25 protein-coding genes are annotated in these 20546 nt (G+C 55.0%); 19 read left to right on the top strand and 6 right to left on the bottom strand.

Annotation, left to right across the window (positions count from 1 at the left end; translation table 11 throughout):
- The first annotated feature begins 108 nt into the window (after positions 1-108).
- The gene (locus PZBJ_RS12030; protein ID WP_101762649.1) at positions 109-513 is read left to right on the top strand and encodes an OsmC family protein; all 405 of its coding nucleotides are present in this window, start codon (positions 109-111) and stop codon (positions 511-513) included.
- Between the two features lie 49 nt (positions 514-562).
- Here PZBJ_RS12030 and PZBJ_RS12025 read toward each other — a convergent pair whose 3' ends face one another.
- The 3 genes from PZBJ_RS12025 to PZBJ_RS12015 all read right to left on the bottom strand — a co-directional run bounded on the left by PZBJ_RS12025 (position 563) and on the right by PZBJ_RS12015 (position 2731).
- Positions 563-1432, bottom strand: coding sequence for a phosphoribulokinase (locus tag PZBJ_RS12025; RefSeq protein WP_101762648.1), 870 nt, complete (start codon positions 1430-1432; stop codon positions 563-565).
- Between the two features lie 61 nt (positions 1433-1493).
- Entirely contained in the window at positions 1494-1712 is a 219-nt protein-coding gene (locus PZBJ_RS12020) for a YheU family protein (protein WP_007892223.1), read from the bottom strand.
- 2 nt (positions 1713-1714) lie between these two features.
- On the bottom strand, positions 1715-2731 hold the full coding sequence (locus tag PZBJ_RS12015) for a hydrolase (RefSeq protein WP_101762647.1): 1017 nt from the start codon (positions 2729-2731) through the stop codon (positions 1715-1717).
- 60 nt (positions 2732-2791) lie between these two features.
- On the opposite strand from PZBJ_RS12015, the gene PZBJ_RS12010 reads away from it, so the two are divergent.
- Positions 2792-3394: a LysE family translocator gene (locus tag PZBJ_RS12010; protein WP_101762646.1), complete on the top strand. Its 603-nt coding sequence runs from the start codon at positions 2792-2794 to the stop codon at positions 3392-3394.
- A gap of 1 nt (position 3395) precedes the next feature.
- Here the strand turns inward: PZBJ_RS12010 and PZBJ_RS12005 are convergent, their stop codons facing one another.
- Entirely contained in the window at positions 3396-4376 is a 981-nt protein-coding gene (locus PZBJ_RS12005) for a LacI family DNA-binding transcriptional regulator (protein ID WP_101762645.1), read from the bottom strand.
- Positions 4377-4609: 233 nt separating this feature from the next.
- Here PZBJ_RS12005 and tauA point away from each other — a divergent pair, with 233 nt between their 5' ends.
- Genes tauA through tauD form a run of 4 tightly spaced genes read left to right on the top strand, consistent with a single transcriptional unit; the run spans position 4610 to position 8029 of the window.
- Positions 4610-5590: a taurine ABC transporter substrate-binding protein gene (gene tauA / locus PZBJ_RS12000; RefSeq protein ID WP_101762644.1), complete on the top strand. Its 981-nt coding sequence runs from the start codon at positions 4610-4612 to the stop codon at positions 5588-5590.
- An 11-nt stretch (positions 5591-5601) separates the two neighbouring features.
- Complete coding sequence (tauB, locus tag PZBJ_RS11995; protein WP_101762643.1) at positions 5602-6369, top strand: taurine ABC transporter ATP-binding subunit; 768 nt, start codon at positions 5602-5604, stop codon at positions 6367-6369.
- Positions 6366-7193 carry a taurine ABC transporter permease TauC gene (tauC, locus tag PZBJ_RS11990; protein WP_101762642.1) on the top strand — a complete coding sequence of 276 codons (828 nt, stop codon included), beginning with the start codon at positions 6366-6368 and terminating at the stop codon, positions 7191-7193. Before tauB ends, tauC begins: the two co-directional genes overlap by 4 nt.
- The gene (gene tauD / locus PZBJ_RS11985; RefSeq protein WP_101762641.1) at positions 7190-8029 is read left to right on the top strand and encodes a taurine dioxygenase; all 840 of its coding nucleotides are present in this window, start codon (positions 7190-7192) and stop codon (positions 8027-8029) included. The genes tauC and tauD overlap by 4 nt, the downstream gene beginning before the upstream one ends.
- A 194-nt stretch (positions 8030-8223) precedes the next feature.
- Here the strand turns inward: tauD and PZBJ_RS11975 are convergent, their stop codons facing one another.
- On the bottom strand, positions 8224-10128 hold the full coding sequence (locus PZBJ_RS11975) for an ABC transporter ATP-binding protein (protein ID WP_101762640.1): 1905 nt from the start codon (positions 10126-10128) through the stop codon (positions 8224-8226).
- A 114-nt stretch (positions 10129-10242) separates the two neighbouring features.
- On the opposite strand from PZBJ_RS11975, the gene kefG reads away from it, so the two are divergent.
- The 4 genes from kefG (at position 10243) to slyD (ending at position 13584) form a co-directional block, all read left to right on the top strand.
- Entirely contained in the window at positions 10243-10794 is a 552-nt protein-coding gene (gene kefG, locus PZBJ_RS11970; RefSeq protein ID WP_101762639.1) for a glutathione-regulated potassium-efflux system ancillary protein KefG, read from the top strand.
- A complete protein-coding gene (kefB, locus tag PZBJ_RS11965) occupies positions 10794-12596 on the top strand; it encodes a glutathione-regulated potassium-efflux system protein KefB (protein WP_008101837.1) in 1803 nt (600 codons plus the stop codon). The genes kefG and kefB overlap by 1 nt, the downstream gene beginning before the upstream one ends.
- 45 nt (positions 12597-12641) lie before the next feature.
- Positions 12642-12836 carry a YheV family putative zinc ribbon protein gene (locus PZBJ_RS11960; protein WP_007892203.1) on the top strand — a complete coding sequence of 65 codons (195 nt, stop codon included), beginning with the start codon at positions 12642-12644 and terminating at the stop codon, positions 12834-12836.
- A gap of 193 nt (positions 12837-13029) precedes the next feature.
- Positions 13030-13584, top strand: coding sequence for a peptidylprolyl isomerase (gene slyD, locus PZBJ_RS11955; protein WP_049851962.1), 555 nt, complete (start codon positions 13030-13032; stop codon positions 13582-13584).
- Between the two features lie 179 nt (positions 13585-13763).
- On the opposite strand, the gene PZBJ_RS11950 is transcribed toward slyD, so the two are convergent.
- Entirely contained in the window at positions 13764-13982 is a 219-nt protein-coding gene (locus PZBJ_RS11950; protein WP_101762638.1) for a protein SlyX, read from the bottom strand.
- Between the two features lie 280 nt (positions 13983-14262).
- Here PZBJ_RS11950 and fkpA point away from each other — a divergent pair, with 280 nt between their 5' ends.
- The 9 genes from fkpA to PZBJ_RS11905 form a co-directional block, all read left to right on the top strand.
- Positions 14263-15093 (top strand): FKBP-type peptidyl-prolyl cis-trans isomerase, encoded by an 831-nt coding sequence (gene fkpA / locus PZBJ_RS11945; RefSeq protein ID WP_101762637.1) that lies wholly within the window; start codon positions 14263-14265, stop codon positions 15091-15093.
- A 174-nt stretch (positions 15094-15267) separates the two neighbouring features.
- Positions 15268-15990, top strand: a complete 723-nt coding sequence (locus PZBJ_RS11940; RefSeq protein WP_007886240.1) for a helix-turn-helix transcriptional regulator — start codon at positions 15268-15270, stop codon at positions 15988-15990.
- Positions 15990-16376, top strand: coding sequence for a sulfurtransferase complex subunit TusD (tusD, locus tag PZBJ_RS11935; protein ID WP_101762636.1), 387 nt, complete (start codon positions 15990-15992; stop codon positions 16374-16376). The genes PZBJ_RS11940 and tusD overlap by 1 nt, the downstream gene beginning before the upstream one ends.
- Positions 16376-16735 (top strand): sulfurtransferase complex subunit TusC, encoded by a 360-nt coding sequence (tusC, locus tag PZBJ_RS11930; RefSeq protein ID WP_101762635.1) that lies wholly within the window; start codon positions 16376-16378, stop codon positions 16733-16735. The genes tusD and tusC overlap by 1 nt, the downstream gene beginning before the upstream one ends.
- Positions 16736-16744: 9 nt before the next feature.
- Complete coding sequence (gene tusB / locus PZBJ_RS11925; protein WP_101762634.1) at positions 16745-17032, top strand: sulfurtransferase complex subunit TusB; 288 nt, start codon at positions 16745-16747, stop codon at positions 17030-17032.
- Positions 17033-17158: 126 nt separating this feature from the next.
- Entirely contained in the window at positions 17159-17533 is a 375-nt protein-coding gene (gene rpsL / locus PZBJ_RS11920) for a 30S ribosomal protein S12 (protein WP_006120575.1), read from the top strand.
- Between the two features lie 96 nt (positions 17534-17629).
- A complete protein-coding gene (rpsG, locus tag PZBJ_RS11915; RefSeq protein WP_007886246.1) occupies positions 17630-18100 on the top strand; it encodes a 30S ribosomal protein S7 in 471 nt (156 codons plus the stop codon).
- Positions 18101-18193: 93 nt separating this feature from the next.
- A complete protein-coding gene (fusA, locus tag PZBJ_RS11910; protein WP_101762633.1) occupies positions 18194-20308 on the top strand; it encodes an elongation factor G in 2115 nt (704 codons plus the stop codon).
- A gap of 69 nt (positions 20309-20377) precedes the next feature.
- Positions 20378-20546 (top strand): GTP-binding protein (locus tag PZBJ_RS11905; RefSeq protein WP_240632907.1); only part of this gene is annotated, 169 nt, incomplete at its 3' end.

Here is a 20546-nt window from a genome sequence, read left to right as displayed (position 1 = left end):
GCTGTCTTGTGTTGTCTCGCTTCAGCAGAAGGGGGATTACTCTGGATTGCTGTTTGTCAGGTGAAAGCGTACTCTGGCGGCAAAACCGCCGCTTCAGGAGAAAGAATCATGCAGGCACGAGTGAAATGGGTGGAAGGTCTTACCTTTCTCGGAGAATCCTCATCCGGCCATCAGGTATTGATGGATGGTAATTCCGGTGATAAAGCGCCAAGTCCAATGGAAATGGTGCTGATGGCCGCGGGCGGCTGTAGTGCTATTGATGTGGTGTCGATCCTGCAAAAAGGGCGCAGCGATGTGGCCGATTGCGAAGTGAAGCTCACATCGGAACGCCGTGAAGAAGCGCCACGCATTTTTACCCACATCAACCTGCATTTTATCGTTAGCGGTAAAGCGTTGAGCGACAAGGCCGTTTCGCGTGCGGTTGATCTGTCAGCGGAAAAATATTGTTCGGTAGCGATCATGCTGGGTAAAGGCGTGGAAATTACCCATAGCTATGAGGTGATCGAGTTATAACTCGGATTGTAGCGGCGCAATAAATTGCGCCGCTATGGAATGACTTCGCTTATTCAATCCGCTTCCCTTCAATCAGTCGCTGTACCAGCGGCAGCATAATCAGCTCCATCGCCAATCCCATTTTGCCACCCGGCACCACCAGCGTATTGATGTGCGAAATAAACGATCCCTGAATCATCGCCAGCAGATAGGGGAACGCGATGCCTTCCAGACCACGGAAATGAATCACCACAAAGCTTTCGTCGAGCGACGGAATTTCGCGTGCGGCAAACGGGTTTGAGGTATCAACGGTCGGCACGCGCTGGAAGTTAATGTGGGTGCGCGAGAACTGTGGCGTGATGAAGTTAATGTAATCCTCCATTGACCGTACCACCGAATCCATCACCGCTTCGCGTGAATGGCCGCGCTCGCTGGTGTCACGCACCAGCTTCTGAATCCACTCAAGGTTAACAATCGGCACCACGCCAACCAGCAGATCGACATGCTCCGCCACATTTTGCTGCTGCGTGACCACACCGCCGTGTAAGCCTTCATAGAACAGCACATCGGTGTTTTCCGGCAGCGGCTGCCACGGCGTAAAGGTGCCCGGCACCTGATTCCACGGCACGGCTTCATCGTAGGTATGCAGATATTTGCGCGATTCGCCAAGGCCGGTTTGGCCGTAATGTTTGAACGTTTGCTCCAACAGGCCGAAGTCGTTGGCTTCCGGGCCGAAGTAGCTGATGTGGCGCCCGAGATCGCGCGCCTTGCGGATCGCCATGTCCATTTCCGGACGTGTGTAGCGATGAAAACTGTCGCCTTCGAGTTCCGCCGCATGCAAATTCAGCTGCTGGAAAATCTTACGGAAGGCGAGGCTGGTGGTGGTGGTTCCGGCGCCGCTGGAACCGGTGACGGCAATAATTGGATGCCTGGCTGACATAACAGAGCTCCCTGTGAAGTCCGGCGATGAGCATTGTTACCACGAATTGCCGCGGGGTGCATCAGCCGCGGAATTCACCCTTCGGCATAATATTGATCGATTCATGCAGTTCCGACCACACCAGCACCACGTCGCCGCGCTCCAGTTGGCGGCGTACGTCGGCGACTTTTTGCAGCAAACTGCGTTCCTGCTCGCCGTAATCAGTGCCTTCGCGTAACACGAAGGTTTCAATCAGGTTTTCCAGCGTGTCCGCTTCGAGTTCTTGCCAGGGAATAATCACAATTACACATCCAGATAGGTTGAGAGCCAGTCAGGCACGCGCTGTTCCAGCCACATTTTCGGTTTAAGAACGGTGCCACCGACGAAACCGACGTGGCCGCCTTGCTGCGTCAGCTGATACTGAATGGAGGCTGACAGCTGGTCAGGTTGCGGGATCACGGCATCGGTCATAAAGGGATCGTCTTGCGCGTGAATGATCAACAGCGGTTTACGCACGCCGGTCAGCAACGGCATCGCGCTGGCTCGTTGATAATAGTCGTTGGCGTCAATAAAACCGTGCGCACGTGCGGTTATCGCATCATCGAACTCGCGTAAGCGGCGGAAAGCACGTAACTGGCTGAGATCGACCGGCAGCGTGCCAGGCCAGGCGCGCAGTTTGCGCGTGGCGTTCTTTTTCAGCTGCGTCAGTAAATAGTGCTGATAAAAGCGTGAAAATCCCACATCCAGCTTGCCGCTGCACGGCTCGAGCGCCAGCGGCGCTGAGATGGCGATGCCGGCATCAATCGGTACATCGTGACCTTGCTGACCCAGCAGGCAAGCGAGCATGTTGCCGCCCAGCGAAACGCCGACGGCGGCGGTGGGTACGCTGCCCCATTCGCGCTGCAGCCAGTGAAGGAAGTAGGTGGCGTCTTCGGTTTCACCGGAGTGATAGATGCGCTTTAAGCGATTAGGCTCGCCGCTGCAGCCGCGAAAGTGCATTACCACCGCCAGCCAGCCGCGTGCCTGACACGCCTGCATCAGGCCGTGCGCATACGGGCTGCGAAAGCTCCCTTCCAGGCCGTGAAACATCACCATGCGCGGTTTATGACGCGCCTGCGCCGGATCTTCACTCCACGCTAAATCGACAAAATCGCCGTCCGGCAGGTCAAGACGCTGCCAGTGCGGACGTAACGTAACGCGGCGCCGCAGAATACGCGGCAGCAGCGTTTGCAGATGCGCGTTACTGAATCCGCGCAGGGGTTTAAAACGCTCGCCGCTGGGGCGATCAAAATAGCTTGGGTAAAGGCTTGTCTGATGCATAAGTCGCTGATAGCTTCGATGGGTTGTTCGCTTTACTGGGTGAGGAGCACCCGAATATACATGGAACTGAGTCTTTTTTTATCAATGTTAGGTTTTCTCTGGGTCGCGGCCATCACGCCCGGGCCCAATAATATGTTACTTACCGCCTCGGGTGCTAATTTTGGCTTCCTGCGCACCATTCCGCTGCTGATTGGTATCATGATTGGTATGCAAGTCATGTTGCTAATGGTGGCATTTGGCATCGGCGGCCTCATCCTGCTTTATCCCTCGCTGCATCTCATCCTGAAGATTGCCGGTAGCCTTTATCTGCTGTGGCTGGCATGGAAAATCGCCAGCGCCGAGTATGAAAAACTGGAAACCGACGCTGTCACGGAGAAGCAGATGCCTTTCTGGCAAGGCGGCTTGCTGCAGTTGATCAACCCGAAAGCCTGGCTGATGGCGCTCGGCGCGGTGGCCAGCTTCAGCCTGGCGGGCAGCGAATATCTGCATTCGGTGGTGGCGATCAGCATCGGCATGTTCATGGTGAACGTGGTTTCTGGGGTGATCTGGATGGGCTTTGGCTCGCTGATTGGACGCCTGCTGCGCAGCCCACGCGCGTGGAAAATCTTCAATCTGGCGATGGGCTTGCTCACCGCTGCCTGCGTATTGCTGATTTGGCGCTAAGTTAGCTGGAAGCGCGTTCAACGCGCTTCCACGGCAACACTTCATGGACCACCGACGCGTTAGGCTGGCGGATGCGTTGCAGCAACAGCTGTACGCTGCGCACACCCATACGATTCATCGGCTGCTCAATCGTGGTCAGCGGTGGATTCAGGCTGCTGGTAAAGTTGATGCCATCAAATCCCACCACCGCTAAATCTTCCGGTACGCGTAAACCTGCTTCCAACGCCGCGTGGATGACGCCGACCGCCAACACATCTGATACCGCAAACACCGCATCCGGCGGTTCCGGCTGCGTGAGCAGTTCGCGCAAAGCCGCACTGCCCGCTTCGCAGGTGATATTCTCGGCATAAGCCACACCGCACCAGCTGAGATCCAGCTGCTCCAGCGCCGCGCGATATCCCTCTTCACGCTTATGTGAATAGAGGTAGCGCATATCACAGTTCACCAGCGCAATACGACGTCGGCCTTTGCTCGCCAGATAACGCACGGTTTCGAAAGCCGCTTCTTTATTATCAATCGCCACGCTTGAGGCGGCGATTGACGGATCGTATTCCGCGCACTGCACCCAAGGCTGATCGCCAATCAATTCTTTCAGCTCATGCAGGCTGCTGGCGGCATCCATGGTGATCACGCCGTCGACCACTTTGCCGGTGAGCAACGCAATGTAGGCCGCTTCGCGCCGCAGCTGCGATCCTGAGTTACACAGCAGAATGTGGTAACCCTGCGCTTCAGCTTCGGCTTCAATGCCCTGAACCACGCGTGAGCAGAACGGATTGGTGATGTCGGGAATCAGCACTAACAACATATGGCTTTGCGAAGTGCGCAGCTGGCGCGCCAGCAGGTTGGGCTGATAGTCGCAGATGTCGATGGCCGCCAGCACTTTGGCACGCGTATCCGGGCGCACGCCGGGATTCTGGTTCAAAACCCGTGAAACGGTGGCTTTTGACACGCCAGCCAGGTGTGCGACTTTCTCTATCGACATGGATTCAGGACCGTTAGTAAAGAGTTATAAAATGAGATCTCTATCAATATCACAGCTGCCATGTGAGCGTGTGACATATTTACCGCTTTCCTTTTCTTTCCATTTGCACTTTTTGCATAGCCTTGCGCGATGTTGATCTAAGAACGGATCGTCATTAGGGATAATTTTTAATTCCTTTATGAAATTACTGTTGCTGGAGAAACTGCCGAGACAAAAACACATTGGGGTGAACGATGATGGCAATGAAAAAAACAATAACGGCGGTCACAGCGGCTCTGGCCCTGATGGCGTTCCAGGCGCAAGCGGTCAACGTTACCGTGGCGTATCAGACCTCGGCTGAACCAGCCAAAGTGGCGCAGGCGGATAACACCTTCGCCAAAGAGAGCGGTGCTACCGTCGACTGGCGCAAATTTGATAGCGGGGCCAGCGTGTTACGTGCACTGGCGTCGGGCGACGTGCAGATTGGTAATATCGGTTCCAGCCCGCTGGCGGTCGCCGCCACGCAAAAGCTGCCGATTGAAGCTTTCCTGCTGGCCTCTCAGCTCGGTAACTCCGAAGCGCTGGTGGTGAAGAAAACCATCAAAGATCCTAAAGACCTGATTGGCAAGCGCATCGCCGTGCCATTCATCTCGACGACGCACTACAGCTTCCTCGCCGCGCTCAAGCATTGGGGCATCAAGCCTTCGCAAGTGACCTTAGTCAACCTGCAGCCGCCGGCGATTATTGCTGCCTGGAAACGCGGTGACATTGACGGCGCTTACGTCTGGTCTCCGGCGGTCAACGAGCTGGAGAAAGATGGCAAGGTGCTGACGGACTCTTCGCAGGTCGGCAAGTGGGGCGCGCCAACGCTCGATGTGTGGGTGGTGCGTAAAGACTTTGCGCAGCAGCATCCAGAAATCGTCACCGCCTTTGCCCGCAGCGCCGTTGAAGCGCAGCAAGCTTACATTTCCAATCCGGATCAATGGCTGAAGCAGTCAGACAACCTGAGCAAGCTGGCGCGCCTGAGCGGTGTACCCGAAGCGGATGTGCCGGTGCTGGTAAAAGGCAACACGTACCTCACCGCGCAGCAGCAGGTGGAGCAGCTCGGCAAGCCGGTGAACAAGGCGATTGTCGATACTGCCGGCTTCCTGAAAGAGCAGGGCAAAGTGCCAGAAGCGGATAGCGATTACAGCAGCTTCGTCACCACGCGCTTCGTTGCACCCTTAGTGAAATAACCGGAGGCCGTATGCTTAACATCACCCATCTCAATGCGCGTTACGCCGGACAACCCGCGCTGCAGGACATCAACCTGCAGCTGGGCAGCCGAGACCTGCTGGTGGTGTTAGGTCCCTCCGGCTGTGGCAAAACCACGCTGCTGAACCTCATCGCCGGCTTTCTGCCGCTGGAATCTGGCAGCATTACGCTGGATGGCAAAGCGGTAAAAGGGCCGGGCGCTGAGCGCGGCGTAGTGTTTCAAAATGAAGGATTGCTGCCGTGGCGTAACGTGATCGATAACGTTTCGTTCGGTTTGCAACTGGCGGGCATGGCGAAGGCGGAGCGCCATAGCATTGCACGCCGTTTGATCCGCAAAGTAGGACTGGAAGGTGCAGAGCAGCGTTATATCTGGCAGCTCTCTGGGGGTCAACGCCAGCGCGTGGGCATTGCGCGTGCGCTGGCGGCCGATCCTCAGTTGCTGCTGTTAGATGAGCCGTTTGGCGCGCTGGACGCCTTTACCCGTGAACAGATGCAAACCCTGCTGCTAACGCTGTGGCGTGATACCGGCAAGCAGATTCTGCTGATCACCCACGACATCGAAGAAGCGGTGTTCCTCGCCAGCGAACTGGTGCTGCTGTCGCCGGGACCGGGCCGCGTAGTGGAGCGTTTGAAACTCGACTTCGGCCAACGCTTCGCCGCCGGGGAACCGTGCCGCAGCATCAAATCCGATCCGGCGTTTATCGAACGTCGTGAATATGTACTGAATCAGGTGTTTTCCCAGCGTGAGGCGTTTATATGAGTGCGGTGATTGATGGGAAGACCCAAATGCGTCGTCGTGGACTGCGCTGGCCGTTCTCGCGCCAGTTCTCACTCAGCCTGCTCAGCGTGGGCTTGTTGCTGCTGTTGTGGTGGGCTATCACTGCGCTCGGCTTAGTGGCGCCGCTGTTTTTACCGCCGCCGCAAGTGGTGCTGCAGAAGCTGATATTGATTGCCAGCCCGCAAGGCTTTATGGACGCCACGTTATGGCAGCATCTGGGCGCCAGCCTGGCGCGTATGCTGGTGGCGCTGTTCTTCGCCGCGCTGATTGGGATTCCGGTCGGCATCGCCATGGGCCTGAGCCCGGCGATTCGCGGCTTGCTTGATCCGCTGATCGAACTCTATCGCCCGGTGCCGCCGCTGGCTTATTTGCCGCTGATGGTGATCTGGTTTGGCATCGGCGAAACCTCGAAGATTTTACTGATTTATCTGGCGATTTTCGCGCCGGTGACCTTGTCGACGCTGGCGGGTGTGAAGAATGCCCAGCAGGTACGGATTCGCGCGGCGCAGGCGCTTGGCGCATCGCGCTGGCAACTGCTGCGCTACGTGATTCTGCCTGGCGCGCTGCCGGAAATCCTCACCGGTTTGCGCATTGGTCTCGGCGTAGGTTGGTCAACGCTGGTGGCGGCGGAACTGATTGCCGCTACGCGGGGACTCGGCTTTATGGTGCAGTCGGCCGGTGAGTTCCTCGCCACCGACGTGGTGCTGGCCGGTATCGCCGTGATTGCCCTGATTGCCTTTGGCTTAGAACTGGGTCTGCGCGCCTTGCAGCGCCGACTGACGCCCTGGAATGGAGAACAGCAATGAACGAACGACTTTCTTTTACCGCTCTGGGCCCGAATATCGGGGCGCAGGTTAGCGATGTTGATCTCAGCCGTCCGCTGAGCGATGCCCAGTTTGAACAGCTCTATCATGGCTTGCTGCGCCATCAGGTGCTGTTCGTGCGTAATCAGGTGATTACCCCGGAACAGCAGCGCGCGCTGGCGATTCGCTTTGGCGATCTGCATATCCATCCGGTCTATCCGCATGCGGAAGGCGTGGAAGAGATCATCGTGCTGGATACGCATCAGGATAATCCGCCGGATAACGACAACTGGCACACCGATGTCACCTTTATTCAAACCCCGCCGGCAATTGCGATTCTGGCTTCGAAGCTGCTGCCGGAAAGCGGCGGCGATACCTTGTGGTCAACCGGCATTGCGGCCTATGAAGCGCTGTCTGAACCGTTTAAGACGCTGTTGAATGGGCTGCAGGCGGAACACGATTTTAAGAAGTCGTTTCAGGAGTACAAATACCGTAAAACCGAGGAAGAGCATCAGCGCTGGCAGCAAGCGGTGGCAAAGAACCCGCCGGTGCAGCATCCGGTGATTCGTACCCACCCGGTGAGCGGACGCAAGGCGCTGTTTGTCAACGAAGGTTTTACCACGCGTTTGCTGGGCTTGAGCGAAAAAGAGAGCGATGCGCTGCTTAACTTCCTGTTTTGGCATAGCGCCAAACCGGAGTTCCAGGTGCGCTGGCGCTGGCAGGAGAATGATGTGGCGATTTGGGATAACCGCGTGACCCAACACTATGCTAATGCGGATTATTATCCGGCGCGGCGGGTGATGCATCGCGCGACGGTGTTAGGGGATAAGCCGTTTTAATTTGGAATAGTGCTCGCATTCCCCCTCCTCGGTCCTCCCCCATAAATAGGGGAGGAAGATGCTGCCACATGTAAGTGATGAAGCTGCATGTGGCAGCGTCTCCTTCCCCCGCTTGCGGGGGAAGGCCGGGATGGGGGACAGCGTGCACACTTCCATAAATGGGGGAGGACCGAGGAGGGGGACAGCGCGCACACTCACCCCGCCAGCATCTGCTCCAGCTGTTCCTGCGCATCCAGCCACGCCATTTCGACCTCTTCCAGCGCGGCCTTGCTCTCGGCCTGACGTAGCAGCGCCACATTCAAATCGGCTTTGCGGCTCTGATCGTAAATCGCGCTGTCGGCTAACTGGGCTTCCGCGTCGCTGAGCTGGCTCTGCCACTTCACCATCTGCTTCTCAAGCTTCTCGATCTCTTTACGCAGCGGCTGCGTTTGTGCGCGCAGTTCGGCGTCGCGGCGTTTCTGGTCTTTGCGCGATTGCGCGCTGTTGCCGTTGTCCTGCTTCGGTGCGGCATCCTGTTGCGCTTGCTGCTTCTGCAAATCGCTCAGCCACTGCTGATAATCTTCCAGATCACCCTCAAACACGTCGACCTTGCCGTCGTGCACCAGATAGAGATCGTCGGTGGTGGCGCGCAGCAGATGGCGATCGTGCGAGACCACCACCAGCGCGCCTTCGAAATCAATCAGCGCTTCTGTCAGCGCCTGACGCATATCAAGATCGAGGTGGTTAGTTGGTTCATCAAGCAGCAGCAGGTTCGGGCGCTGCCAGACAATTAATGCCAGCACCAGACGCGCTTTTTCGCCGCCGGAGAAACGTTCGGTGATTTCGCTGACTTTATCGCCCTGAAAGCCGAAGCCGCCTAGGTAGTCGCGCAGCTGCTGCTCCAGCACTTTCGGTGCGATGCGTGATAAATGCTGCAAGGGTGATTCATCGGCGCGCAGATATTCCAGCTGATGCTGGGCGAAGTAACCGAGCTTAATGCCTTTCGCCAGGCCAACTTTGCCATCCAGCGCGTCGAGCTCACCGGCTAGCAGCTTAATCAGCGTCGATTTACCCGCGCCGTTACGGCCCAGCAGGCCAATACGTGAACCCGGCACAAGGTTGAGTTTGATGGCGTCGAGAATAATGCGTTCGCCATAACCGGCGGTAACGCGCTCCATCTTCAGCAACGGATTCGGCAAGCTTTCTGGCGCGCGGAAACTGAAGCTGAATGGGTTATCGACGTGTGCCGGCGCAATCAATTCCATGCGCTCCAGCATTTTGATGCGGCTCTGCGCCTGCTTGGCTTTGGTCGCCTGCGCGCGGAAGCGATCAATATACTTCTGCAGGTGCGCCACTTTTTCCTGCTGGCTCTGGAACAGCGCTTGCTGCTGCGCCAGTTTGGCGCCGCGCTGACGTTCGAACGAGCTGTAGTTACCGGTGTATTCAAACATCGTCTGCTGCTCGATGTGGATGATCTTATCGACCACCGGATCAAGGAAGTCGCGGTCGTGCGAAATCAGCACCAGCGTGCCTTCGTAGCTTTTCAGCCAGCGTTCAAGCCAGATCACCGCATCCAGATCGAGGTGGTTAGTCGGTTCATCCAGCAGCAGCAGATCGGAACGGCACACCAGCGCCTGCGCGAGGTTAAGGCGCATGCGCCAGCCACCGGAGAAATCGCTCACCGGCCGCATTAATTGTTCCTGGCTAAAGCCCAAACCGTGCAACAAACTTGAGGCGCGAGCAGGTATGCTCCACGCCTGAATCGCATCCAGCTTGCCGTGCAACAGGGCGATGGCGTTACCATCGTTGCGCGCGTTGGCGTCGGCCAATTCGGATTCAAGCTGACGATATTCACGGTCGCCGTCGATAACATACTCCAGCGCGGGTTTGCTCAGCGCCGGGGTTTCCTGATTGACCCACGCCAGCGCCCAGTTGCTCGGGAAGGTGGCGTTACCTGCATCGCTGCTGATTTCGCCCTTCAGCAATGACAGCAGCGTCGATTTGCCGCAGCCATTTTTGCCCACTAAGCCAACTTTCTGGCCTGGGTTAATGGTGGCTGTTGCGTTATCCAGCAGCACATTGGTGCCGCGGCGAATTTGTAGTGCTGAAAAGACAATCATAAGCGCCGTATCGTCAGAATATGTTAATTTACCGGCAACATAATTCGAGAAAATTTGTTGCGTCGAGCATGGTAGCGGAATTCCTGTGCCGTGACGACGCTTTGGAGGGGAACGATGTCGCAGCCACCCAAAATATTGCTGCTTTACGCCCATCCGGAATCACAGGATTCGATTGCTAATCGGGTTTTGCTGCAGTCGGCTATGGAACTGGACCACGTCACGGTGCACGATTTATACGCCCACTATCCGGATTTTTTTATTGATATTCACTATGAGCAGCAACTGCTGCGCGACCATCAAATCGTTGTATTCCAACATCCACTTTATACCTACAGCTGCCCGGCGCTCCTGAAGGAGTGGCTGGATCGTGTGCTGTCGCGCGGCTTTGCCAGCGGACCGGATGGTAATGCGCTGGAAGGCAAATACTGGCGCAGCGTGGTCACTACCGGCGAACCGGAAGCGGCTTATCACCCTAGCGGCCTGAATCGCTATCCGATGAGTGACATTATGCGTCCGTTTGAGCTGACGGCGCAGATGTGCCGCATGCACTGGATGACGCCGATGGTGATTTACTGGGCGCGTCGACAAACGCCGGACGTGATGCGTAATTTTGCGCGCGCGTATGGTGACTGGCTGGCTTCACCGCTGCCGCAGGGAGGTGTGTGATGGAAGGCGAAACGTTACTGACGGCGGGCGTGATTTATCTGGTCGCGGCGGTGCTGATTGTGCCGATTGCGGCGCGTCTCGGCATTGGCGCGGTGCTGGGCTATCTGCTGGCCGGTATCGCGATTGGTCCGTGGGGTTTGGGGTTCATCAGCGACGTTGAGGAGATTCTGCACTTCTCGGAACTCGGCGTGGTGTTCCTGATGTTCATCATCGGGCTTGAACTGAACCCCTCGAAACTGTGGGCGCTGCGCCGTTCGATATTTGGCGTTGGTGCGGCTCAGGTGCTGATTTCCGCCGCCATTCTCGGCGGATTGCTGTGGCTGACCGACTTTAGCTGGCAGGCGGCGGTGATTGGCGGCATTGGTCTGGCAATGTCATCCACGGCGATGGCGCTGCAGCTGATGCGCGATAAAGGCATGAACCGCAGTGAATCGGGACAGCTCGGCTTCTCAGTGTTGCTGTTCCAGGATCTAGCGGTGATTCCCGCGTTGGCGCTGGTGCCGCTGCTGGCGGGCGGCGACAGCGGTCATGTTGACTGGTTGAAAGTTGGGATGAAAGTGCTGGCGTTCGGTGGGATGCTGATTGGTGGTCGTTATCTGCTGCGCCCGATTCTGCGCTTCATTGCCGCATCCGGCGTGCGCGAAGTGTTTACTGCCGCCTCACTGCTGCTGGTGCTGGGTTCGGCACTGTTTATGGATGCGCTCGGCCTGTCGATGGCGCTCGGTACTTTCATCGCGGGTATTCTGTTGGCGGAAAGCGAGTATCGCCACGAGCTGGAAGTGGCCATTGAACCGTTCAAAGGTTTGTTGCTGGGCTTGTTCTTTATTTCGGTTGGCATGGCGCTGAATCTCGGCGTGCTTTATACCCACATCACTGAAATTTTGCTGGGCGTGCTGATTCTGGTGACGGTGAAAACGCTGGTGCTGTATGTGCTGGGGCGCATTTATGGCCTGCGCAGTTCGGAGCGCCAGCAGTTTGCCGGTGTGTTAAGCCAGGGCGGCGAGTTTGCCTTTGTGCTGTTCTCGGCGGCGTCGTCAGCCAAAATGTTCAGCGGCGACCAAATGCCGCTGCTGCTGGTGACGGTGACGTTATCCATGATGACCACGCCGCTGCTGATGAACGGCATCGATCGTCTACTGGCGCACCGCTTTAATGAGCCCGATGAAAATGCCGAGAAGCACTTTGTTGAGGACGATCAGCCGCAGGTGATTGTGGTGGGCTTTGGTCGTTTTGGTCAGGTTGTTGGCCGTTTGCTGATGGCGAACAACAAGCGCATTACCGTGCTGGAGCGTGATATCTCCGCGGTGAGCCTGATGCGTAAATATGGCTATAAGGTTTACTATGGCGACGCCACCGAGTTGGAGCTGCTGCGTGCGGCGGGCGCGGAGAATGCGCAATCCATCGTCATTACCTGTAACGATCCGGAAGATTCGATGACCATCGTACAACTGTGTCAGCAGCATTTCCCGCAGCTGGAAATCCTGGCGCGTGCGCGTGGACGTGTTGAGGCGCACGAACTGTTGCAGGCGGGTGTTACGCTGTTCTCGCGTGAGACGTTCTCCAGTGCGCTGGAGCTGGGTCGTAAAACGCTGATCTCGCTGGGCATGCATCCGCATCAGGCGCAGCGCGCGCAGCAACATTTCCGTCGTCTGGATATGCGTATGCTGCGTGAGCTGGTGCCCAGCCACGATGACAGCGCGCAGGTTTCGCGTGTGCGTGAGGCGCGGCGCGAGCTGGAGGATATCTTCCAGCGCGAAATGCAGCACGAGAAACGTCAGTTTGACGGCTGGGATGACGAGTAGAACTATACTTACTCAATCCGTTCACTAACGACGGCAGGAAACAGTATGCGTAAACAATTTATTGCCGGTGCGGTTTGCCCGCACTGCCAGGAAAAAGACACGTTGGCATTGTGGCGTGAGAACAATGTTGATGTGGTGGAGTGCGTCGAGTGCGGTCATCAAATGCGGGAAGCGGATAAGCAGGTGCGCGATCAGGTTCGCAGCAATGAGCAAGTGATCGGCATTTTTCATCCTGAGTAGCGCAATGGCTCAGCTTTTTTTAAGCTTGAACTTACAGCGGGATTGAATTCCGTTACAATCGGCGCCATTAACGCTGAGCAGTATGCAACAACACATTTGTTGGCATCCTCAGTCTTGAACCTTTCTGGTTGGTTATTGCACGCAAAATTGACCAATGGGACGGGATCTTAGTTCTCAACGGTTAGGAGATATCATGAAAGTAGCAAAAGACCTGGTGGTGAGCCTGGCGTATCAGGTTCGTACCGAAGACGGTGTGTTGGTTGACGAGTCACCGGTGAGTGCGCCGTTGGACTATCTGCACGGTCATGGTTCCCTGATTTCTGGTCTGGAAAAAGCGCTGGAAAATCATGATGTAGGCGATAAGTTTGACGTGCATATCCCGGCGAACGACGCTTACGGTCAATACGATGACAACCTCGTTCAGCGCGTGCCAAAAGACGTGTTTATGGGCGTTGACGAACTGCAGGTTGGCATGCGCTTCCTGGCAGAAACCGATCAGGGTCCAGTTCCGGTTGAAATCACCGAAGTTGAAGATGAGCACGTAGTGGTTGATGGTAACCACATGCTGGCGGGTCAGAACCTGAACTTCAACGTGGAAGTTGTGGCGATTCGCGCAGCGACCGAAGAAGAGCTGGCGCACGGCCACGTGCATGGCGCTGATGGTCATCATCACGATCATGACCACGACCATGGTCACGATCACGGCCAGGGCGGTTGTGGCACTGGCGGTTGCGGCTGCAGCCACTAATTAGTGTGATGCTGGCGAGGCCACCTTCGGGTGGCCTTTCTTATATACAGCATCTAAGAATGTGCGAGCAACATTGAGGCAAGGCGCCAGGAATCGGGAGAGCGCAGCATACTGTAGTATGTGAGCATCTCACGGTGACGCAGCAACGCGGCATCGATGTGGCGCAGCCATTCTGGACATTAGTAATGCGGCGGCGGGGTTTCTTCTGCTTGTGATGCGATCATCGACGGCGCGCTATCTTTCACTTTATCGATTAACAGACGGACCTGCTCACGCAGTCTGATCATCTCCAGCTCATGCTGAACCACCGTTTGATTGAGCTGATCGATGGTGTATTCCTGAAAAGCCAGCTTGCTCTCCAGCGCCTCAAGGCGTTGTTCCCATTCTGTTGGTTGCATGATCTTTCCTCATCTTGCGGTGCTGCACGTTAGTCTGTTTTGGGCCTGATTCTACGGCCTTTCGCTTCAGAATCACCTGATATTTTATCTTTCCGCGCCATGCTGCATTGAAACGCCGCATAACGCCTATATCTCTGATGAAACTTCCTGAAGCAAAAAAGGTCGGAGGTTGGACGGGTAATTACATTGTGGGAGTGTTCGCCGCTGCCACGTAAAGTTATAGTGTGGGCCTCAGTCCGCAATGATTCCCGAGGTTAGAGGCTTCGGTTTTGGAGAAAGGATGAATTCACTGTTTAAAGTCACATTGTTAGCTACCACCATGGCCTTCGCGCTGAATGCACCGCTGGCAATGGCAGCAGAAACCGCCGCTGCTCCAGCAGACGCCGCTCAGGCTGCGCCGCAAGCACCGAAAAATGCTGCCTTCAAAAACGAAGACCAGCAATCAGCTTATGCACTTGGCGCGTCCCTGGGTCGCTACATGGACAACTCTCTGAAGGAACAAGAGAAGCTGGGCATCAAACTTGATAAAGATCAGTTGATCGCGGGTGTTCAGGACGCCTTTGGCGGCAAGAGCAAACTCTCTGATCAAGAGATCGAGCAAACCCTGCAGGCCTTTGAAGGCCGCGTAAAAGGTGCTGCTCAGGCGAAGATGGAAAAAGACGCGAAAGAGAACTCCGATAAGGGTTCCGCTTACGCTGACAAATTCGCTAAAGAAAAAGGCGTGAAGAAAACCGAATCTGGCCTGCTGTATCAGGTAGAGAAAGAGGGTACCGGTAGCGCGCCGAAAGACAGCGACACTGTGGTTGTGAACTACAAAGGGACGCTGATCGACGGTACTGAGTTCGATAACTCTTATACCCGCGGTGAGCCGCTGTCGTTCCGTCTGGACGGTGTGATTCCGGGCTGGACCGAAGGTCTGAAGCACGTGAAGAAAGGCGGTAAAATCAAGCTGGTGATCCCACCGAACCTGGCTTACGGCAAAAATGGCGTTCCGGGTATTCCGGCCAACTCTACGCTGGTGTTCGATGTTGAACTGCTCGACATCAAACCCGCGCCGAAAGCGGACGAAAAAGCGCAGGCTCCAGTCGCTGCCGATCAGAAAGCCCAGTAATCTTAACTTTCTGCATCACGCCGCCCTCGGGCGGCGTTTTTATTGCGGAGAAGAGAGTAAAGGTCTGGCTAAAGACCAGCACATTTGCCAGACTAGCGCCTGCACAATTATCACAATATGAGTCTGCCCCAATGCTGTCGAGACAGGCTCCAGCCATTTAGGGTAATGTCTTCGATGTCTAATCCATTCAATCCCGGTGAACTGACTGACTTCGATTTACTGGAGCAACGTCCGTTCGAGCAAGCAGATTACGATATCCTCAAATCCTACGAAGCCGTTGTCGATGGCCTGGCGATGCTGATTGGCTCGCACTGCGAAATCGTGCTGCACTCGCTGGAAGATTTGAAGTGTTCTGCGGTGCGTATCGCCAACGGTGAACATACCGGGCGTAAAGTGGGTTCGCCGATTACCGATTTGGCGCTGCGTATGCTGCACGATATGCACGGCGCCGACAGCAATGTCTCCAGAGCCTACTTCACGCGCGCGAAAAGCGGTGTGCTGATGAAATCGGTCACGATCGCGATTCGTAATCGCCAGCAGCGCGTTATTGGCTTGCTGTGCATCAACATGAACCTCGACGTTCCGTTCTCGCAGATTATGTCGACCTTTATGCCGCCGGAGATGCAGCAGGTGGATTCCAACGTCAACTTTGCCAGCTCGGTGGAAGATCTGGTGATGCAGACGCTTGAGTTCGCGATTGAAGAAGTGAGCGCTGACCGTAACGTCTCTAATAATGCTAAGAATCGCCAGATCGTGCTCAATATGTATGAGAAGGGTATCTTCGACATTAAAGATGCGATTAACCAGGTGGCCGATCGCCTCAATATCTCCAAGCACACGGTTTACCTCTACATTCGCCAGTTTAAAAGCGGTGATTTTCAGGGGCAGGATCGCTAATGCGCTACACCTTGCTGGTCACCGGACCGGCATACGGCACGCAACACGCCAGCAGCGCGCTGCTGTTTGCGCGCGCACTTATTAAGGCCGGGCACCATCTGGAGAGCGTGTTCTTCTATCGTGAAGGCGTATTGAACGCCAACCAACTGAGCGCGCCGGCCAGCGATGAGGTGGATATGGTGCGTGAATGGCAGCAGTTGCGCGCTGAAAGTGGCGCCGTGCTGAATATCTGCGTGGCCGCAGCATTACGTCGTGGCGTAACCGACGCGCAGGAAGCCGCGCGCTTGCAACTGGCGGGCAGTAACTTGCAGCCGGGTTTTGAACTCAGCGGTTTGGGCGCATTGGCAGAAGCCGCGCTCAGCTGCGATCGTCTGGTGCAATTCTGATGAACCGCGTGGCTTTTCTATTTACTCAGGCACCGCACGGCAGCAGCGCGGGCAGGGAAGGGCTGGATGCTGTGCTGGCGACGGGCGCGCTAAGCGAAGATATCGGTCTGTTCTTTATCGGGGATGGCGTGCTGCAGCTCAATCGCGACCAACAACCTGAGCAAATTCTGGCGCGTAACTACATCGCGACCTTTGGCGTGCTGGAGTTGTACGATATTGACCAGTGTTTTGTCTGCGCCGATTCGCTGCTGGCGCGCGGGCAAAGTTTGACGGCCGAACGTGTGTTGGCTGCTGAGGTGCTGGAGGCCGCATCGCTACGCGAAAAGCTGGCTTCCTATCATCGTGTTATTCGATTCTGAGAACTGATCATGCTGTACACGCTGTTGCAATCTCCCTGGCAATGCGACCTCGATAGCCTGCTGCTTTTATTGCAGGAAGGCGACGATCTACTTTTATTGCAGGATGGCGTCAGCGCCGCTTTGGCTGGCAGCCAAATGTTAATCAAGCTCAGCGCATCGCCGGCTACGCTGTGGGTATTAGAAGAAGATGTGGGCGCGCGCGGCCTGGGTGAGCAAATTTCGACCAATGTAGCACGTTTGGACTATACTGGTTTCGTTGCGATGACAGCGAAGCATCCACAACAAGTGGCCTGGTAAGAGCGAAAACCTGGTTATTTCTTGACACCCTTTTGACACAGCCCTAAAATTCTGCCTCCTCGTAGTAATACGAGGCGATTTATTACGTGTTTACGAAGCAAAAAGCTAAATCCCAGGAGCTATTTAATGGCAACAGTTAACCAGCTGGTTCGCAAACCACGCGTACGCAAAGTTGCAAAGAGCAACGTGCCTGCGCTGGAAGCTTGCCCGCAGAAACGTGGTGTATGTACTCGTGTGTACACCACTACCCCTAAAAAACCAAACTCAGCACTGCGTAAAGTTTGCCGTGTGCGTTTGACCAACGGTTTTGAAGTTACCTCCTACATCGGTGGTGAAGGTCATAACCTGCAGGAACACTCAGTGATCCTGATCCGTGGCGGTCGTGTTAAAGACTTGCCAGGTGTGCGTTACCACACCGTTCGTGGCGCGCTGGACTGCTCAGGTGTTAAAGACCGTAAGCAGTCACGCTCCAAGTACGGCGTGAAGAAGCCAAAGGCTTAATGGTTCTCCGTTAAGTAAGGCCAAACGTTTTAACTTAAATGTCAAACTAAACTCGTAGAGTTTTGGACAATCCTGAATTAACAACGGAGTATTTCCATGCCACGTCGTCGCGTCATTGGTCAGCGTAAAATTCTGCCGGATCCTAAGTTCGGATCAGAGCTGCTGGCTAAATTTGTAAATATCCTGATGGTAGATGGTAAAAAATCTACTGCTGAATCTATCGTCTATACCGCGCTTGATACCCTGGCTCAACGCGCTGGTAAAGATGGCCTGGAAGCGTTCGAGGTTGCTCTCGAAAACGTACGTCCGACTGTCGAAGTTAAGTCACGTCGCGTTGGTGGTTCTACCTACCAGGTTCCAGTTGAAGTCCGTCCGGTTCGTCGTAATGCCCTGGCAATGCGTTGGATCGTAGAAGCTGCTCGTAAACGCGGTGATAAATCTATGGCTCTCCGCCTGGCGAACGAACTTTCTGATGCTGCAGAGAACAAAGGTACTGCAGTTAAGAAACGTGAAGACGTTCACCGCATGGCTGAAGCCAACAAGGCGTTCGCACACTACCGCTGGTAACAGCAACGTAGTTGTTATAAACCCAGCGGGCGTCCCAGTGACTCACCTGCTGGGCTTTTTTAACTTAGAACGTCTAAGAATCAGAGGAATCAAATGGCTCGTAAAACACCCATTGAGCGCTACCGTAACATTGGTATCAGTGCGCACATCGACGCCGGTAAGACTACAACTACCGAACGTGTTCTGTTCTACACCGGTGTAAACCACAAAATCGGTGAAGTTCATGACGGCGCAGCAACCATGGACTGGATGGAGCAGGAGCAGGAACGTGGTATTACCATCACGTCTGCTGCGACTACCTGTTTCTGGTCTGGTATGGCTAAGCAGTTTGAACCACACCACGTAAACATCATCGACACCCCGGGACACGTTGACTTCACCATCGAAGTTGAGCGTTCTATGCGTGTGCTTGATGGCGCAGTAATGGTTTACTGTGCAGTTGGTGGTGTTCAGCCACAGTCTGAAACCGTATGGCGTCAGGCTAACAAATATAAAGTTCCACGCATCGCGTTCGTTAACAAAATGGACCGCATGGGTGCTAACTTCCTGAAAGTTGTTGACCAGATGAAAGTGCGCTTGGGTGCAAACCCAGTTCCACTTCAGCTGGCTATCGGCGCAGAAGAAGGTTTCACCGGTGTTGTTGACCTGGTGAAAATGAAAGCGATCAACTGGAACGATGCCGATCAGGGCGTTACCTTCGTTTACGAAGATATTCCAGCTGATATGCAGGAACTGGCTGAAGAGTGGCGTGCGAAGCTGGTTGAAGCCGCTGCTGAAGGTTCTGATGAGCTGATGGAGAAATTCTTCGGCGGTGAAGAACTGACCGAAGAAGAGATTAAAACTTCTCTGCGTAAGCGCGTTCTGAAAAACGAAATCATCCTGGTTACCTGTGGTTCTGCATTTAAGAACAAAGGTGTTCAGGCGATGCTGGATGCGGTAGTTGAATACCTGCCAGCACCGACTGACGTTACCGCGATTAACGGTATGCTGGACGACGGTAAAGACACGCCGGCTGAGCGTCATTCCGATGACAAAGAGCCGTTTGCTGCACTGGCGTTCAAAATCGCTACCGACCCGTTTGTTGGTAACCTGACCTTCTTCCGCGTTTACTCTGGTGTTGTTAACACCGGTGACACCGTGTTCAACCCGGTTAAGTCAAACCGTGAGCGTCTGGGCCGTATCGTTCAGATGCACGCGAACAAACGCGAAGAGATCAAGGAAGTTCGTGCGGGCGATATCGCCGCTGCGATCGGTCTGAAAGACGTAACCACTGGTGACACCCTGTGTGACCCAGACAACGTCATCATTCTTGAGCGTATGGAATTCCCTGAGCCGGTAATCTCTATCGCCGTTGAGCCGAAAACCAAAGCTGACCAGGAAAAAATGGGTCTGGCTCTGGGTCGTCTGGCGAAAGAAGATCCATCATTCCGCGTATGGACTGATGAAGAAACCAACCAGACCATCATCGCAGGTATGGGTGAGCTGCACCTCGACATCATCGTTGACCGCATGAAGCGTGAATTCAACGTTGAAGCGAACGTCGGTAAACCTCAGGTTGCTTACCGTGAAGCGATTCGCGCGAAAGTTACCGATATCGAAGGTAAACACGCCAAGCAGTCTGGTGGTCGTGGTCAGTATGGTCATGTTGTTATCGACATGTACCCACTGGAGCCGGGCGTTAATCCGAAAGGTTACGAATTTGTCAACGATATCAAGGGCGGTGTGATTCCAACTGAATACATCCCTGCGGTTGATAAAGGTCTCCAGGAGCAGCTGAAATCAGGTCCACTGGCTGGTTATCCGGTAGTTGATCTGGGTGTTCGTCTGCACTTCGGTTCATACCATGATGTCGACTCCTCTGAGCTGGCGTTTAAACTGGCTGCTTCTTTAGCCTTTAAAGATGGCTTTAAGAAAGCACAACCTGTTCTGCTTGAGCCAATCATGAAGGTTGAAGTAGAAACTCCGGAAGAGAACACCGGTGACGTTATCGGTGACCTTAGCCGTCGTCGTGGTATGCTCAAAGGACAGGAATCTAACGCTACTGGCGTTCAGATCCATGCTGAAGTTCCGCTGTCTGAAATGTTCGGATATGCAACCCAGCTGCGTTCTCTGACCAAAGGCCGTGCTTCTTACTCCATGGAGTTCCTGAAGTACGATGATGCGCCGAACAACGTCGCTCAGGCCGTTATTGAAGCTCGTAGCAAATAAGCTACGGTTTAAAAATTGTGAACTGATGCCTTCATGACTCATGAAGGCACAACGTAAGGAATTATCGCCATGGCGAAAGAGCAATTTCAGCGTAACAAACTGCACGTAAACGTGGGTACCATCGGTCACGTCGACCACGGTAAAACCACCCTGACTGCAGCAATTACTACCGTACTGGCTAAAACCTACGGCGGTAAGGCAAGCAAATTCGATGAGATCGATAAAGCGCCAGAAGAGA

It is taken from the genome of Pantoea endophytica, from assembly GCF_002858935.1.
GTDB lineage: Bacteria > Pseudomonadota > Gammaproteobacteria > Enterobacterales > Enterobacteriaceae > Pantoea > Pantoea leporis.
The sequence above is the reverse complement of the archived record's forward strand: the minus strand, read 5'-3'. Positions and strand labels throughout refer to the sequence as shown.